This is a genomic window from Lentzea sp. NPDC059081, from assembly GCF_042738015.1.
In the GTDB taxonomy this organism is placed as follows: Bacteria; Actinomycetota; Actinomycetes; order Mycobacteriales; family Pseudonocardiaceae; genus Lentzea.
This window is the reverse complement of the sequence record NZ_JBHYGW010000033.1, coordinates 1-16,118: the sequence shown is the minus strand read 5'-3', so window position 1 is coordinate 16,118 and position 16,118 is coordinate 1. Positions and strand designations below refer to the sequence as shown.

Here is a 16,118-nt window from a genome sequence, read left to right as displayed (position 1 = left end):
TCAGTCCAGGCTGAACCCGTAGCCGGTGGAGGTTCTCCAAGACAGACAGCGAAGGAGTGAGACAGAAACGGGAAAAGACCACGATGGTGTGGTCTTCCTACCCCTGGCCGGACCGCCAGCCGACTATGAAGCCGTGGACCGAGCACTCAGCGTCGCCGCCCTGCTGGATCCCACCCACCAGGTGGTCCCCTTTCACGGCAGGGACCCAGAACTGCGGACCCTCGAGCTCTGGCGCGACAGCCCCGCGCCGCAGGCGTCGATGCTGCTGCACGCCCCCGCCGGCGCGGGCAAGACCAGGCTGCTCCGGCAGTTCCGCGACGAGCACTGGGACGACGCCGAGCACGGCAGGCTGGTCGTGGTCGACGACGCCGACCGCCTGCCGTGGCAGGACGTCTTCACACGGCTGCAGGACACGCTCAGGAACGGACCGGCGCGCACGCGGGTGCTGCTCGCGGCGAGGACCACGGGCTGGTGGTGGTCCTCCACCCGTCAGCGCGTCGCGGACTTCGACCACGAGGTCAGCGACCTCGAGCTGGCCCCCACGCTCGCCGACCGCGCCGAGTCGTTCGCCCTCGCCTGCCGCCACTTCGCGCAGCGCCTCAACGTCGCCACCCCCGACGAGCCCCCGCCCAACATCGCCCGCGAGACCGTCCTCGACCTGCACCTGGCCGCGCTGACGGCGGTCCGCGGCGACCCGTGCGACGTCAACCGGGTCCAGCTCGTCCGCCGCGTCCTGCACCACGACACCGGCCCGCGGACCGGCCGCCTCGCCGAGGACCACCTCGCGGTCGCCACGCCGGAGGACCCCGACCCCGACCTGCTCGCCCGCGCCGCCCACCGGTGGCCCCACCTGGTCGGCAAGCTCGACGAGCTCATCGCCGCACGTCCGGAGGTGGTGCCGGACATGGCCCGCGACAGCCTCCGGATCGCCGCCGAGATCGGGTCGTGCGCCACCGCCGAGCACATCGCCCGCCAGGTCTTCCGCGACGAGCGCTTCGCCGTCGACGCCATCCCGTCGATCCTCACCCGGCGCCTGGCCGACCGCGCCGGCGACGTCCTCGAACGCGCCGAGATGTACGGGATGCTCAGCGCCCGCACGATGCTGTGCGGCCTGCGCCAGGAGTCCGTCGACGCCTCCCGGCGGGAGGTCGAGTGCTACCGCGAGCTCACCGAGCAGGACGCCGACAACCGGCCGTTGCTCGCCGACGCGCTGGGCGACCTGGGCCTGCGGCTGATCAACGCCCAGCGGCGCGAGGAGGCGCTGGCCGTCTCCGAGGAGGCGATCGCGCTCTGGCACGAGATCGCGCTCGACGACCCGGAGACCGCTCCACAGCTCGCCTCCGCCCTGGAGCAGATCAGCTACCGCTACCAGGCGCTCGGCAGGGACGAGGCCGCGACGACCGCCATCAGCCGCGCCACGCTGCTCTTCCAGGAGCTCGCGAAGAACCACCCCGCGCTGTTCCGCGCCGACTTCGCGCGGGTCGCCGCGGCCCTGGCCCGCCGCTACCTGGCCGAGGGGCAGAAGCAGAACGCCGCCGACTCGATGCAGCTCTCCATCGCGAACTGGCGGGTGCTCGCCAGGGAGGACCCGCGCTTCGAACCCGAGCTGGCCCGCAACCTCGTCGTGGCGGGCACGATGCTCATCGACCTGCGCCGGGCGGGAGCCGCGAGCGAGGCGGTCAAGGAGGCCATCGACCTCTTCCGCCGGCTCGCCGTCGTGAACCCCGAGACGTTCCGCACCGAGCTCGCCGAGGCGTTGATGCGGCACAGCCAGGCATTGCGCCAGCTCGACGAGTTCCTCGACGCCGAGCTCACCGCCCGCGAGGCCGTGATGGCGTGGCGCGAGACGGGCCACCGCAAGGGCCTCGGGACGGCGTTGCTCGTCCTCGCCCAGATCGCCGACGACCTCGACGCGGCGCAGGAGGCCGTGGAGGTCTACCGGGAGCTGGTGGTCGACGACCTCGTCTGGAACCAGGCCGACCTGCTGATCGCCCTCGCCACCCTCGTCGAGCAGCAGCTCCTGCACGACCGCGATGACCAGGCGTTGCGGACCACCGACGAGTGCCTGGAGATGTGCCACCGGCTGCCGTCGCAGCTCGTCGAGTTCTTCGGCGCGAAGCTGGCCCCGGTCCTGCAGTCCGCCGCCCGCGCGCTCTCGGAGTCCGACCACCACGTCCGCGCGTTGCGGCTGTCGGAGTTCACGATCGACGTGTGGCGCGCGCAGCTGCCGAAGTCACCGCCCAACGCCTACCTCTCGGCCATGCAGCAGCACGCGTGCCGGTTGCGCGGCGCGGAACGCAAGGACGAAGCGCGCAACACCGCGCACACGGCCGTGGTGTTGTGGCACATGACGGGCCTGGACCTGGACCGGCAACCCGGCTACGCCGACGCGTTGTCGATCTACGGCCGGCTGTGCGTGGAGACCAGGCACGAACCGGCGAAGGCGCTCCAGCTCGCCCACCGCGCGGTGCGGATCGCCCGCGCGGTGGGCGACCCGGTCAAGCTGGAGTTCGCCCTGGAAACGGTGGAGGAGGCCGAGATCGCGCTCAGCTGGTCGTGAGCAGCGACCGCACGAAGAACGCCACGTTGGCCGGACGCTCCGCGAGGCGGCGCATGAAGTAGCCGTACCACTCGTCGCCGTACGGGACGTAGACGCGCATGCGGTTGCCCTCGCCCGCGATGCGCTTCTGCTCCTCGGGCCGGATGCCGTACAGCATCTGGAACTCGTAGGTGTCCTTCGACCGGGCCGAGGCCAGGTCCGCGGCGATCGCGATCAGGCGCGGGTCGTGCGAGGCCACCATCGGGTAGCCCTGGCCCTCCATCAGGATCTTCAGGCAACGCACGTACGACAGGTCGACGTCGTGCTTGTCCTGGTATGCCACGGAAGCGGGCTCCTGGTACGCGCCCTTGCACAGCCGCACGCGTGACCCGGAGTGCGCGAGGTCGCGGCAGTCCTGCTCGGTGCGCTTGAGGTACGCCTGCAGCACCGCGCCCACCCACGGGAAGTCCACCCGCAGCTCGCGCAGGATGCCCAGCGTCGAGTCCGTGGTGGTGTGGTCCTCCATGTCGAGCGTCACGGTCGTGCCGACGACAGCGGCGGCGGCACAGATGCGCCGGGCGTTCTCCAGCGCGATCTTCTCGCCGTCCACCGGCAGCGACTGGCCGACGGCCGAGAGCTTGACCGACACCTCGGCGCCCTCGGTGAGCCCGTGCGACTCCAGCCGCGACAGCAGTGTCAGGTACGCCTCGACGGTGTCGGTGGCCTGCGACTCCTCGACGGTGTCCTCACCGAGGTGGTCCAGCGTCACCAACCGGCCGTCGCCGAGCACCTCGGCGGTCGCGCGGATGGCGGCAGAGACGTCGTCGCCGGCGACGAACCGCTCGACGACGGGCCGGGTCAGCGGCGTCGACTCGACGAGCTTGCGGGCGCCGCTGTTGCGAGCGGCCGCGAGAAGGGTGCTGCGCAACATCACGCCTCCCCAGAAGGGATCTGAGACTGGTGCGGGTGGAGGTGGGTGGTGGGCGCCGCGAAGGTCTCCTTGACCGAGCGCGGGCTGACCCAGCGGAGCAGGTTGTGGACCGACCCCGCCTTGTCGTTCGTGCCGGACGCGCGGCCGCCGCCGAACGGCTGCTGGCCCACGACGGCACCGGTGGGCTTGTCGTTGACGTAGAAGTTGCCGGCGGCGAACCGCAGCTCCTCCTGCGCGTGCGCCACGGCGGCGCGGTCACGGGCGATGATCGATCCCGTCAGACCGTAGGGCGCCGCGCTCTCCATCTGCTTGAGCACCGTCAGGTAGTCGGCGTCCTCGAAGACGTGGACCGCGAGCACCGGGCCGAAGAACTCGGTGGTGAACACGGAGTTCGCCGGGTCGGTGCCGAGCAGCACGGTCGGGCGGACGAAGAAGCCGTCCGAGTCGTCCGCGGTGCCGCCGGCGGCGATCTCCAGCGACGAGTCGGCGCGAGCGGCCTGCAGCACACCCGACAGCTTGTCGAACGAGCGGCGGTCGATCACCGCGCCGCCGAAGTTCGAGAAGTCGGTGACGTCGCCGTAGGTCAGCGCCTCGACCTCGGCCAGGAACTGGTCCTTGATCTTGTTCCACACCGACCGCGGCACGTAGGCGCGCGACGCGGCGGAGCACTTCTGGCCCTGGTACTCGAACGCGCCGCGGATCATGGCCACGCGCAGCACGTCCGGGTCGGCCGACGGGTGGGCGAGGATGAAGTCCTTGCCGCCGGTCTCGCCGACGATCCGCGGGTACGAGCGGTAGTTCGCGATGTTCGCGCCGACCTGCGCCCACAGCTTCTGGAACGTCGCGGTGGAGCCGGTGAAGTGGATGCCCGCGAGGTCGGGGGAGTTGAGCGCCACCTCGGACACGGCCAGGCCGTCACCGGGCAGCAGGTTGATGACGCCGGGCGGCATGCCGGCCTCCTCCAGCAGCCGCATGGTGAGGTGCGCGGCGAACGACTGGGTCGGCGACGGCTTCCACAGCACCACGTTGCCCATCAGCGCGGGCGCGGTCGGCAGGTTGCCGGCGATGGCGGTGAAGTTGAACGGCGTGATCGCGTAGACGAAGCCCTCCAGCGGGCGGTGGTCCGTGCGGTTCCACACGCCGGGGGACGAGATCGGCTGCTCGGCCAGGAGGTTGCGGGCGAACTGCACGTTGAAGCGCCAGAAGTCGATCAGCTCGCACGCCGAGTCGATCTCCGCCTGGATCGCGGTCTTGGACTGGCCGAGCATCGTCGCGGCGTTCAGCGTCTGCCGCCACGGCCCGGCGAGCAGGTCGGCGGCGCGCAGGATGATCGCCGCGCGGTCGTCGAACGACAGCGCGCGCCACGCCGGGGCCGCCTCGCGGGCCGCGCGCAGGGCGTCGGTGGCGTCCTGCTGGGTCGCGCCGGCCAGGGTGCCGAGGACCGAGCGGTGGTTGTGCGGCTGCACGACGTCGAAGCGCTCGCCGCCACCCATGCGCTGCTCGCCACCGATGGTCGTCGTCAGCTCGAGCGGCTCCTTCTGCAGCTCGGCCAGCTTGGCCTGCAGCTCGGCGCGCTCCGGGGTGCCGGGGGCGTACTGCAGGACCGGCTCGTTGACCGGGGCGGGAACCTGGGTGACGGCGTCCACTCGCAGCTCCTTCAAGTCGTCGTCGGTACGCACACCGTAAGTCCGCGCAGGTCACCGGCCGTTGTGCGGCAGGCCAAGATTCACCGTCCCGGATGTACGATCGGACAGTGTCGAGCCTCCGCCACCTCCTCATCGCGCTCGGCGATCCGCTCGTCGAACTGCAGGTTGCCCCGTGCGGCCTCGAGGTAGACGTGCGCGATGTGGTGATCATGGATCCGGACGACCCGCCGGACGTCGCCGCGGGCGATCTCGCCCTGCTCATCGGCGCCCGTGGCCGAGCCGCGTTGCCGCTGGTCAGAGCAGCCGGACGAGCGAAGGCGGCCGCGGTCGCCGTCAAGGAGTCGTCGGCGGCGCTCGACCAGGCGGCCACGGACGCGGGCGTGGCGTTGCTGGAGGTCCGGCCCGAGGTCCGCTGGGGCCACCTGGAGTCGCTCGCCAAGGGCGTGCTGACCACGACCACCGACGACGGCGAGGTGCTCGGCGACCTGTTCGCGCTCGCGCAAACGATTGCCACGCTGACCGGCGGCATCGTCAGCATCGAGGACACCGCGAGCCGCGTGCTCGCCTACTCCCGGTCGTCGGACGAGGTCGACGAGCTGCGCCGGCTGTCGATCCTCGGCCGCCAGGGCCCCGAGCCGTACCTCAAGATGCTGCGCGAGTGGGGCGTCTACAACCTGCTCAGGTCGGGGGAGGAGGTCGTGCGCATCGACGAACGCCCCGAGCTCGGCATCCGCCGCCGCATCGCCGTCGGCATCCACGCCGGTCGGCAACCCCTCGGTTCGATCTGGGTGCAGGAGGGCGACCAGCCGTTGACCGACCAGGCCGAACGGGCCCTGCTCGGCGCCGCCCGCGTCACCGCCCCGCACCTGATCCAGCAGCGCAACCAGCCCACGTCGAGGTTCCGCGAGAACCTGCTCGCCGCGCTGCTCACCGGCCGGATGGACGCCGCCACGGTCGCCGGCCAGATCGGCGCCGACCCGCGCAAACCCGCCGCCGTGGTGGTGTTCGCGGTCAGGAGCGCCGAGGGCGACCGCAGCGAGCACGAGCTGCGGCGGGTCGAGATGACCGGGCTGATCTCCGTGCACGCTGCGGCGTACCGGCGCAGCGCGTTGGTGAGCGAGTCCGGCGGCCGCACCTACGTGCTGCTTCCGGACCTCGCCCCGAACGCCCAGCTCCTCAGCCTCACGCGCGAGATCGTCCACACCGCGCGCCGGCACCTGCACACGGCCGTGCAGGCCGCGGTCGGCTCCACGGTGTCCACTTTGGACGACGCGCAGATCTCCCGCCAGGAGGCCGAACGCGTGCTGGACGCGATGGCCCGCGACCTCGACGCCGAGGTCGCGACGCTGGCCGACGTCCGCTCGCAGGTCCTGGTGAGCGAGATCCTGGCTCTGCTGCAGGACAACCCGCGCATCCGCGACCCCCGCATCGACGCGCTCGACCCCGAGCTCGCCAAGTCGTTGCTGGCCTACCTCGACGCGCTGGGGGACGTGCGCACGGCCGCGGACCAGCTGCACGTCCACCCGAACACGTTGCGGTACCGGCTCAAGCGGATCGACCTGGATCTGGACGATCCGCTGGTTCGCCTCGTCGCCCAGCTTCAGCTCAGGATGCGGTAGAGCAGCGCCCGTTCCGCGATCGTCCACGTGGTCGTGGTGAGCAGGTACAGCCCGGCGGCCAGCGGCAGGTAGGCCGCCATCAGGATCGTCCCGAACGGCAGCACCTTGGCCAGGCCGGTCACGAACCCCGGCTGCGGTGTCGTGGTGGTCATCCGCGACTGCTGCCACTTCACCGTCAGGTACGCGACGACGGCGAGCAGCCCGAACAGCGCGAAGAACACCCACGCGAAACTGCTCGTGAAATGAGCACTGAGCGAAACCCCGAAGATCGTCCCCTCCAACAACGGGTTCGGGGTCGTGACGACCTGGTACATGACCATGAAGAACGGGACGGTCGCGAGCATCGGCAGCATGCCCGCGTACATCGACACGCCGTTGCTCTTGTAGACCTTCTGCGACTCCTCCGTGAGCCGCATCAGGTCCTTGCCGTGCTTCTTCCTCAGCTTCTGGATCTCCGGCGCGAGCTTGGCCTTGGCCTTCTCGCCGCGCACGGCCGCGCGGTAGAAGGGGTGCAGCGCGAGCCGCACGACGATCGTGAACACGATGATGGCGAGCGCGGGCATGCCGAAGCCCGCCAGGGCAGCGCCCAGGTCAGCGAACAAGGGTGGTTTCTCCGTATCGAGTTGGGGACGTGCGGACGTGTCAGAACGTCCGGCATCCCGGTGCTCGAGGACGGGCCCTGCCAGGGGAGTCGGGGTTGCGCAGGCGCAGCTGTGCTGTCCGCTGGGCTCGTTCGCGGATCGAGAGCGACCGCGCTGGCGCCACCGAGAGCGGCACCAGCGCGACGACCACGACCAATGCGAGGGCGAGCGCGGTCACGACAGCGACGACCTCGGTGGGCGAGGAGAACACCGTGAAGGCGTAGAGGGCGGGCAGGAAGACCGCGAGCACCAACAGCGCTCGTTGCCCGGTCTCCGGTCGCCACATGCCTCGCAGACTACCGAACCGGCAGCGCGGAAGTCTCCAGAACTCCGCCCGCGCGGTCGTACAGCGTCACGTGCTTCGGGTCACCCCCGCTCGGCCACCAGCCGAGGATCCAGCCCTTGCCGATGGTCGCGGTGACCGTCAGCCCGTCCTCGGTCTCGAGGACGACCTTCGCCACCTCCGGGCTCACCCGGCCGCTCAGCACGCGCATCGGCCGGCGACCGTCCCGGTCGGTGCTCAGGTTCGCGCCGAAGTCGGCGAACAGCCTCCCGCCGAGCGGCTCGCGATCCCGGCCGCTGCCGCTCCCGGTCATGGCCACGCCCTCCGGCGTGCGCATGCACAGCATGTCGGCCTGCGGACCCGTGAACAGCACGAGCGTCGTGCTCCCGCGCTGGTCGACGACCGACACGTCACGTGGCGCGGCGGGCCAGTTCGGCAGGTTCTCCTCCTTGCCGCGGGCGTCGTGCCAGTCGAGCCGTTCGCCGCAGTCGGCGAGCACGGGGGCCAGGTCGCCGGGTGCCCTCGGTTCGGCCGTCCACGACGCGTAGGCGTCCGGGGTCGTCGGCGTCCACAGCACGAGCGCCACGGCGACCGCGGCGACCAGAGCCGTCGCGGGTGCGGCGAACCGCCACCGGCGGCGGGACGGCCTCGCGCCGATCTCGTTGAGCAGCGCGTGTTTGCGGACCTGCAGCCGCATCGGGTCCAGCTGCGGGATGTCGGGCTTGATGTTCACAACGCCTCCTCGACCAGAGCGCCACGCACGGTGCGTTGGGCGCGAGCGAGCCGGGACTTCACCGTGCCGACCGGGATGCCGAGCACCTCGGCGATCTGCGCCTGTGTCAGGCCCGACCACGCGGACATCTCCAGCACCTCCCGGTCTCCGGCCGGCAGCTTCTCCAGCTCCGCGATCACCGCTCTCGTCCTGGCCTCCGCGTCGACCCGTCGTGCCACGTCGTCGGCGTGGTCGTCATCGGCGTGCTGCGGCGGAACCTTGCCAAGAGCGGCCCGGTACCGCATGCGGGCGCGTTGGTGGTTGCGGGTGACGTTCAGCGCGACGGAGTACAGCCATGGCATCAGCGACCCGTCGACCGTCACGGACGACCGTTTGCGCCACGTCTCCATGAACACCACGGACACCAGGTCCTCGGCCACGGCCCACGTGCCGGTGCGGCGCAGGCAGTAGGCGAACACGGCTGGGGCGTGGCGTTCGAACAGCAGCCCGAACGCCTCACCGTCGCCGGTCCGGACCTGCTCCCAGAGTTCCTCGTCGGTCACGGACCCTCCTCTCCGCCCCGTTCATGTCCGCGGAGAGCGAGCCGGTTCACGACTCGACGAGCCCAGGCCGTTCCGGGTGGTCGTAGCGCACGAAGAGGTCCGCCACCGGCTCGTAGTCCTCGAACGCGGGCAGCGTCCACTCCTCGGCGGTCTTGCGCTTCAAGGCGCCGGGGGAGAGCCACAGGTGCACGGTCAGCTCGGCCGGCAGCCACCGGTCGAGCAGGAGCGTGCCGTCGACGACCACGACCCCGTTCTCGGGCAGGTCGACGTACTCGGCGCGGCTCGCGCGGTCGGTGGCCGCGTTCCACAGCGACGGCAGCACCTTGCCGGTCAGCGCCGGGTCGAGCACCTCGCGCTGCAGGCCGTGGAAGTCGAACCAGTCGTGCCGGTAGGAGTACGAGTCGGTGCGGCCGTGTTCGAGCCGCACCGACGCCGGCCGCAGGAAGTCCTCCATGGACACCCGCCGCACGGCACGTCCCAAGGCGCGCAACGGTTCCACTACAGCGTCCGCGAGTTTTCCCGGTTCCGCGGCGGGTGCGCCGTCGACCAGGACGCGCACCCGTCCGTCGAGCTCCGACACCTGGTCGACGATCTCGGCGACGAGCGTGTCGAAGGTCAGTGGCCGGACCTTCACCGCCACACCGTCGACGGCTGCCAGTCCGCCCAGGCGGTGTCCCACCAGATCTCGCCGGACGCCAGCATCTTCTCGATCCTGAGCCCCTCGGTCCTGATCGACTCGGCCTCGTCCGCCGAGTACTTGCCGGACGCCACCTGCTCCTCGAACTCGTCGAGGTCGTGCTGCGCCCACGTCCCGTCCGGCGCCAGCGTGTAGTCGAGCGCGTGGTCGAGCGTCTCGAACCCGTCCTCGACGCGGCGGTAGGGCGCCTGCAGGTTCAGGTAGTAGTTGCCGAACACGCGGTCGTCGCCCTTCCAGAACAGGTCGACGGAGTAGGCGTCCTGCGGGCGGTGCAGCATGAGCTTGCCGTGGCCGCGCCAGAACCCGCGGGTCGGCGTGTCCCACGGGTGCGGGTGGTGGTGCGCGGGGTAGGTGAGCCGGGTGCCCGGCTCGACGAACACCGCGAGCAGCTCCGGGGAGTCCGCGACGACCCTGACCGGCATCTCCGACCAGACCTTGCCGTGCAGCACCTCCCGCCGCACGACGACCTCACCCGGCGTGAACGACCTCATGCGCCGAACTTACGTGATCACGCTCCGCCGCGTCCTCGGCCAGCATCTTCCGCTTGAGCGCGGGCACGGCGTTGGTCACCCGCAGGAAGGTCCGGGAGAACGCCGCCACGACCCGGCCGATCACGGGTTTGTGGACCAGGCTGGTGCCGTCCATCATCTCGAGCGACGCCTCCACGGCGTCGAACGCGTAGGAGACCATCTCCTGCTCGTACTCGCCGATCGCCGTGACGAGGTCCTTGCCGTTCTCCGCCTCGACGAGCTTGCGGCACAGCAGCTCCGCGTCGCGCAACGCCGTGTTCGCGCCGATGCCGCGGCCGGGCGTCATGAGGTGCACCGAGTCACCGATCATCGTGACGTTGCTCGGCGTCCACGGCCGGAGCCGCTCCGACGTGCGGACCTTGATCTGGAACACGGTCTCCGGAACGGCCAGCTCGACGAGCTTGCGCAGGTTCGGGTGCACGTTCGGCGTCATGGTCAGGACGACCTGCTTGAGCTCTGCCTGGCTCATGCCTTTCATGTCGGGGAACTTGTCGTGCGAGGCCGTGTAGCCCCACATGATGTAGTCGTCCTCGACGCTCGCGTCGTCGAAGCGCATCACGTGGATGATCACGAACTCGCCGCGCGGACCGAACAGCAGCGTGATGCCGCCGTCGGCCAGCGGTGGCAGCAGCCGCGCGTTCTCCTCGGTCAGCGGCAGCTTGCCGGCGATCGACGTGATGCCGCTGTCCTTCACCCGTGCGTGCGGCAGGTACTGCCTGCGCACCTTGGACTGCGCGCCGTCCGCGCCGACCAGCACTTCACCGGTCTCGGACGTGCCGTCGGCGAAGAACGCCGTGACCGTGCCGTCGTCGTTCTGCGTGTAGTGCGTGAACGTCTTGTCGAACCGCACCACGTCTTCCAGGCCGTTCAGCAACGCCGTGCGCATCGCGATCCGGCTGACCGACTTCTCGTTGCGGCTCTCGTCGAGGCCCGTCGGGATGTCGCCGACCAGCAGTTCCCGGTACTTCTCGGTCCGCATGTTGATCCGCTGCGGCGGCCGGGCCGTCGTCCTGACGAATTCGGCGAACACGTCCGGGGGTAAGCAGCTGTGCAACGCCTTGCTGCCGTCGGGGCTGATCCCCACCCGGTAGCCGATCAACATGCTGCGCGGCGTGCGGTCGCGTTCGAACAACGCCACGTCCACGCCGGCCTTCTTCAGCCCGTGCGCCAGGCACAGGCCACCGGTCCCCGCTCCGATGATGAGAACGCGCATGACAGCCTCCCCTACTAAGTCTCTTAGTTGGGAAGATATTGAGTTCTTGAGAGTCTTGTCAATCGTGGATGTCCCCTAGGGGATCTAGTCGTCGCTGTCGAGCCGCCTCAACCGCGCGATGGCGATCGCGAGCCGCACGTCGTCCGGTGGCAGCAGCCTGACCAGCTGTTCCAGTGCCTCGGCGTCGTGTTCGCCGGTGTCGGTCTGGGTGAACGTCCACAGCGCGTTCGCGTCTCCGCGCGACAGCACGGCCTTGCGCACGCCCGTCGCCAGGTCGTCGCGCTCGGCCAGCACGAACGGGGCCTCGGAGCGGCGCAGCAGCGAGCCGCGGTAGCGCGAGGCGGCGAGCGGGACGTCGCCGTCGTTCAGCGCGGTGCGTGCCGAGAGGAAGTCGGCCTCGACGTCGGCGGTGAGGCGGTACGGCCTGGTCGCGAGCACGTCCGTGCCCAGCTGGGCGCGCAGGCGGTGCAGCTCGGCGCGGACCGTGGTCGGGTTGCCGCGTTCGCCGTAGAGGCGCAACGCGAGCTGGCCCGCGGACAGCCGGCCGTGCAGCGTCAGCGCGCACAGGATCTCCGCGTGCCGCAGTGAGATCGGCACCTCACGCCCGTCCAGCACGACCTTCGGCTCCGGCAGCAGGAACGACAGCGACAGCACGCTGCGCCGGACGTGCCGTTGCCTCGGCACGCGCAGCAGGTAGCCCTCGGCGAGCGGTTCCAGGACCGCTTCGCGGCCGTCGTCCAGCACGACGCGGTCGCAGGAGACGTCCACGCGCGACGGCAGCAGTCCGTACGGCTCGACGGCGACCACGCGTCCGCTGGGGCTGAGCAACGCGCCGGGTTCACGGCGCAACGCCATCAGGTGGCGCATGTTGCGCGCACGCAGCTCCTCGTCCCGTGCGTGCATCCTGGCGAGCATCTCAGACTCGGCGAGGCGGGCCGACGCCGACACCAGGGCCACCATCGACGGGTGCACGGTCGAGAGCGGGCCGCTCAGGTCGACGACACCGATCGTCGTGCCGCTGTCGGGGTCGCGGATCGGGCTCGCCGCGCACGTCCAGTGGTGGTACGTCCGCACCAGGTGCTCGGCCGAGTGGACCGTGACGGGGGAGCCCACCGCCAGCGCGGTGCCCATGCCGTTCGTGCCGGCCGCGTCCTCCGACCAGAGGGTTCCCTCGGCCAGGCCGACGTCCTCGGCGTGGCCGCGCGTGTCCTTCGAGCCCTCGCACCACAGGATGTGGCCCTGCGCGTCCGTGACGATCATGATGTGGCCCGCCTCCTCCGCGAAGCCGAGCAGCGTCTCGCGCAGCAGCGGCAGGCTCGGGTGCAGCGGGTGGCGCTCGCGCAGGCCCCGCAGCTCGTCGGCGGCGAACACGGTCGGGGCGGTGTGCAGGTCGGGATCGACATTGGCGGCGAGTGACCGTTGCCACGACGCGGAAATCACTGAGCGTGGCGAATCAACCGTGCGAGTGCCACTCAACACGGCTTCTCTTACGCGACTCAGCAACAGTGCGTGTTGCTCGGGGTCGTGGGCCACTGAATCCATCCACGGCTTGCAACGAGCATGCAACGTTCTGCTGCCTACTTTCTCATTTCCCCCACCCAACCCCACCGGTGGGCCCGTTCTGGCAGGGAGTCGAGAATGACGCAGTACGCGGCGCCGGGGCAGCCCGGCAGCGTGGTCGCGTACCGAGCGAGGTACGACCACTTCATCGGCGGCGACCACGTGTCGCCCGTGTCCGGCGAGTACGTGGAGAACGTGTCGCCGGTGACCGGCGAGGTGTTCACCGAGGTCGCGCGGGGCACCGACGCCGACCGCGCACGAGCCCTGCACGCGGCCAGCGGCGCCGCGCGGGCGTGGGGGAGCACGACGGCGCGTGAGCGCGCCACGGTCCTGGGCGAGATCGCGGACCGGGTCGAGGAGCACGCGACCGAGCTCGCGGTCGCCGAGGCCTGGGACAACGGCAAGCCCGTCCGCGAGGCCCTGGTCTTCGACGTCCCGCTGCTGATCGAGCAGTTCCGCCAGTTCGCCGCCCTCGTCCGCGCCGAGGTGGGCGAGGTCGAGCAGCTCGGCCGTGAGACCAGGGACTACCGCACGTACCAGCCGCTCGGCGTCGTGCACGAACGCCTGGCCTGGACGTTCCCGCTGATGAACGCGGGTCGTGTGCTCGCGCCCGCGCTGGCCGCCGGCAACGCCGTGGTGCTGGAGCCCGCCCTGCAGACCCCGGCGTCGATCCACGTCCTGCTCGACGTGATCGCCGACCTGCTGCCGCCCGGTGTGGTGAACGTTGTCACTGGATCGGATGACCACCCGGTCGTGGCCGGGCGCAGCCCCAACATCTTCTTCGCGGACGTGCTCGCGCAGCGCGACGGCTTCCTCGACAAGACCCTCGAGGGGTTCGCGATGTTCGCGGCCAACCAGGGCGAGATCCCCACGGCGCCGTCCCGCGCGTTGATCCAGACCGCCGCCTACGAGGAGCTGCTGCACCTGGCGACCGAGCGCACGCGGCAGCTGAGGGTGGGCAACCCGCTCGACACCGACACCATGGTCGGCGCGATCGTCTCCCTCGCCCAGCGCGACCGGCTCCTCGCGTACTTCGCGCGCGGCAGGGCCGAGGGCGCGCGGCTGGTCCTGGGCGGCGAGGCCTCCGGGCACTTCGTCCAGCCGACGATCTTCGAGAGCGACCACCGGTCCGCGGTGTTCACCGCGGACGTGCTCGGCCCGGTCGTGTCCGTGACGCGGTTCGACGACCGCGACGACGCCGTCAAGATCGCCAACGACGCCACCCGCCCGCTCGGCGCCGGGCTCTGGTGCCGCGACATCGCGCTGGCGCACAACGTCGGCGAGGAGCTCGCCGCCGAGCGGGTGTGGGTCAACAACTACTACGCCTACCAGGCCGACTCCGCCCTGCTCTCCCGGTACCGCCGGGTGAAGCACCTGGTGGTCAGCTACTCGGACCGCGGGCAGGGGTACTTCTAGTCCTGCCAGGGCACCTGGGGACTGCGGTAGTAGTTGATGCCCTGCACCTCCCAGCGCTTCGCCTGCGCGCCGAGGCGGCGGGCGAAGCCGGGCCAGTCGTGGGTGCTTTGCGGGGACCAGCCCAGTTCCGCGGCCGCGGTCAGCCTCGGGAAGGCCAGGTACTCGATGTCCGCGGAGCTCGCGACGGTTTCCGTCCACAGTGGAGCTTCGACGCCGAGGACGTCCTCCTCGGTCACGCCGTCCAGGTAGGCGCCGGGGTTCCAGTCGTAGGAGGCCTCGACCTCGACGTGGCCCGCCCACTTCAGGCCCAGCTCGGTCTCCTCGGTGTACTTCATGTCCAGGTAGATCCGGTTCGCCGGGGACATGATGACCTTGTTGCCGCGCTTGGCCGCCGCCGCGACGTTCTCGTCGGCCGTGGTCTGGTTCCAGAACTGGACGACCGGGGTGGTGTCCTCGGTGGTCTTGACGAACTCGTGCCAGCCGATCGCCGTCTTGCCGTGCTTCTGCACGATCGGGAGCGCCCTGGTCATGAACGCCTGGTAGTCGGCGTCCGGTGTGGTCAGGGCCTCGTCGCCGCCGATGTGGAGGTACGGGCCCGGGGTGATCGCCGCCACCTCCCGGACGACGTCGTCGATGAACGCGTAGGTGATGTCCTTGTCGATGGCCAGCGAGCTGAAGCCGACCTCGATGCCGGTGTAGGGATCGCGGGCCTGGTCGTCGTCGTTGAGCTCCGGGTAGCTCGCCTGGGCCGCGTTGGTGTGGCCCGGCATGTCGAACTCCGGGATGACCGTGATGCCCCTGTTCTGGGCGTAGGTGACCAGGTCTGCGTACTCGGCTTGGGTGTAGAAGAAGTTTCCCGTTCTTCCGCCTACCTCGGTTCGGCCGCCGATCTTGGTCAGGTTCGGCCAGGACTTGATCTCCAGACGCCAGCCCTGGTCGTCGGAGAGGTGGAGGTGGAAGTAGTTGATCTTGTACGCCGCCACCTGGTCGATGTAGCGCTTGACCTGGTCCGTGGTGAAGAAGTGCCTGGTCACGTCCAGCATGGCGCCGCGGTGGGGGTAGCGCGGGTGGTCTTGGATCTTGGCGCCTGGGACTGTCCAGGGGCCGGGCTGTTCCGTTTTCGCCTCTGCCTGTGGTGGGAGGAGTTGGCGGAGGGTCGCGACCGCGTTGAAGTGGCCGGCTGGGGTGGCTGACCGGATGGTCACGGTTGTCGCCGTGACTTCCAGTTCGTAGGCCTCTGCCGGGGTTTCGGATTGTTCGAAGATGATTCCGGTTTCGGCTGGGGTGGTGGTGATTTCCAGGGGGTAGCCGGTGGAGGGGCGGAGGATTTCGGCCAGTCGTTCCGCGGGATGGCGGGCGTCTTCCGTGGTGAGCACGATTGCCGCGCTTGGGTCCAGGGTGAACGTCACCTCGGGGTGTGGTTGCACCTCTGCGGGCTGAGGAAGCAGTTCCTGCAGTCTCGTCGTTTCGGTCACCAGTGCTCCCGTGGGGGTCGGTTTCTCCTGTTCTTAGGTATAGACCAATTGTGGTCGCGTTGGGGAGGGTTGGTTCCTGTTTCGTGCGCGGGGCTCTGCCCCGGACCCCGCCAACTGATCAAAGACCGGCCAGCGCCCTCGGCGGGTTGATGGCACGCCTGTTTGGGTTGGGCGGCTTGCTGTTGTGGTGGTGGTGCGGTTCGGGTGGGGTGGTCCCGTCACGAGCCGAGGCAAAAGCGAGCCACACCTGAGGAGGGGTGTCAACTCGCCGAAAAGCGTGGCGAGTTGACACC

At 70.2% G+C, this 16,118-nt stretch carries 14 protein-coding genes; 3 read left to right on the top strand and 11 right to left on the bottom strand.

The window, feature by feature from the left end; genetic code table 11:
• Window positions 1-133: 133 nt before the first annotated feature.
• Entirely contained in the window at window positions 134-2,560 is a 2,427-nt protein-coding gene (locus tag ACFWV3_RS39790) for a hypothetical protein (protein WP_382419113.1), read from the top strand.
• Here ACFWV3_RS39790 and ACFWV3_RS39785 read toward each other — a convergent pair.
• Both ACFWV3_RS39785 and pruA read right to left on the bottom strand, forming a co-directional pair.
• A complete protein-coding gene (locus tag ACFWV3_RS39785) occupies window positions 2,547-3,470 on the bottom strand; it encodes a proline dehydrogenase family protein (RefSeq protein WP_382419112.1) in 924 nt (307 codons plus the stop codon). The two genes, ACFWV3_RS39790 and ACFWV3_RS39785, sit on opposite strands and share 14 nt — an antisense overlap.
• Entirely contained in the window at window positions 3,470-5,116 is a 1,647-nt protein-coding gene (gene pruA, locus ACFWV3_RS39780; protein WP_382419111.1) for an L-glutamate gamma-semialdehyde dehydrogenase, read from the bottom strand. The genes ACFWV3_RS39785 and pruA overlap by 1 nt, the downstream gene beginning before the upstream one ends.
• Before the next feature lie 92 nt (window positions 5,117-5,208).
• Between pruA and ACFWV3_RS39775 the strand changes: the two genes are divergently transcribed.
• A complete protein-coding gene (locus tag ACFWV3_RS39775) occupies window positions 5,209-6,735 on the top strand; it encodes a PucR family transcriptional regulator (protein ID WP_382419110.1) in 1,527 nt (508 codons plus the stop codon).
• Here ACFWV3_RS39775 and ACFWV3_RS39770 read toward each other — a convergent pair.
• From ACFWV3_RS39770 to ACFWV3_RS39735, 8 genes are all read right to left on the bottom strand, one after another.
• Window positions 6,717-7,337: a YidC/Oxa1 family membrane protein insertase gene (locus ACFWV3_RS39770; RefSeq protein ID WP_382419109.1), complete on the bottom strand. Its 621-nt coding sequence runs from the start codon at window positions 7,335-7,337 to the stop codon at window positions 6,717-6,719. The genes ACFWV3_RS39775 and ACFWV3_RS39770 overlap by 19 nt on opposite strands.
• A 40-nt stretch (window positions 7,338-7,377) precedes the next feature.
• A complete protein-coding gene (locus ACFWV3_RS39765; RefSeq protein ID WP_382419108.1) occupies window positions 7,378-7,662 on the bottom strand; it encodes a DUF6412 domain-containing protein in 285 nt (94 codons plus the stop codon).
• A gap of 10 nt (window positions 7,663-7,672) precedes the next feature.
• Window positions 7,673-8,392, bottom strand: a complete 720-nt coding sequence (locus ACFWV3_RS39760; RefSeq protein WP_382419107.1) for a hypothetical protein — start codon at window positions 8,390-8,392, stop codon at window positions 7,673-7,675.
• Window positions 8,389-8,934, bottom strand: coding sequence for an RNA polymerase sigma factor (locus tag ACFWV3_RS39755; RefSeq protein ID WP_382419106.1), 546 nt, complete (start codon window positions 8,932-8,934; stop codon window positions 8,389-8,391). The genes ACFWV3_RS39760 and ACFWV3_RS39755 overlap by 4 nt, the downstream gene beginning before the upstream one ends.
• 46 nt (window positions 8,935-8,980) lie before the next feature.
• Window positions 8,981-9,568, bottom strand: a complete 588-nt coding sequence (locus ACFWV3_RS39750; RefSeq protein ID WP_382419161.1) for a uridine kinase — start codon at window positions 9,566-9,568, stop codon at window positions 8,981-8,983.
• The gene (locus ACFWV3_RS39745) at window positions 9,565-10,122 is read right to left on the bottom strand and encodes a DUF402 domain-containing protein (RefSeq protein WP_382419105.1); all 558 of its coding nucleotides are present in this window, start codon (window positions 10,120-10,122) and stop codon (window positions 9,565-9,567) included. The genes ACFWV3_RS39750 and ACFWV3_RS39745 overlap by 4 nt, the downstream gene beginning before the upstream one ends.
• A complete protein-coding gene (locus ACFWV3_RS39740; RefSeq protein ID WP_382419104.1) occupies window positions 10,100-11,374 on the bottom strand; it encodes an FAD-dependent oxidoreductase in 1,275 nt (424 codons plus the stop codon). The genes ACFWV3_RS39745 and ACFWV3_RS39740 overlap by 23 nt, the downstream gene beginning before the upstream one ends.
• A gap of 84 nt (window positions 11,375-11,458) precedes the next feature.
• Entirely contained in the window at window positions 11,459-12,814 is a 1,356-nt protein-coding gene (locus ACFWV3_RS39735; RefSeq protein WP_382419103.1) for a GAF domain-containing protein, read from the bottom strand.
• Between the two features lie 198 nt (window positions 12,815-13,012).
• On the opposite strand from ACFWV3_RS39735, the gene ACFWV3_RS39730 reads away from it, so the two are divergent.
• Window positions 13,013-14,350 (top strand): aldehyde dehydrogenase family protein, encoded by a 1,338-nt coding sequence (locus ACFWV3_RS39730; protein ID WP_382419102.1) that lies wholly within the window; start codon window positions 13,013-13,015, stop codon window positions 14,348-14,350.
• Here ACFWV3_RS39730 and ACFWV3_RS39725 read toward each other — a convergent pair.
• On the bottom strand, window positions 14,347-15,825 hold the full coding sequence (locus ACFWV3_RS39725; RefSeq protein ID WP_382419101.1) for a beta-N-acetylhexosaminidase: 1,479 nt from the start codon (window positions 15,823-15,825) through the stop codon (window positions 14,347-14,349). The genes ACFWV3_RS39730 and ACFWV3_RS39725 overlap by 4 nt on opposite strands.
• Window positions 15,826-16,118: the final 293 nt, after the last annotated feature.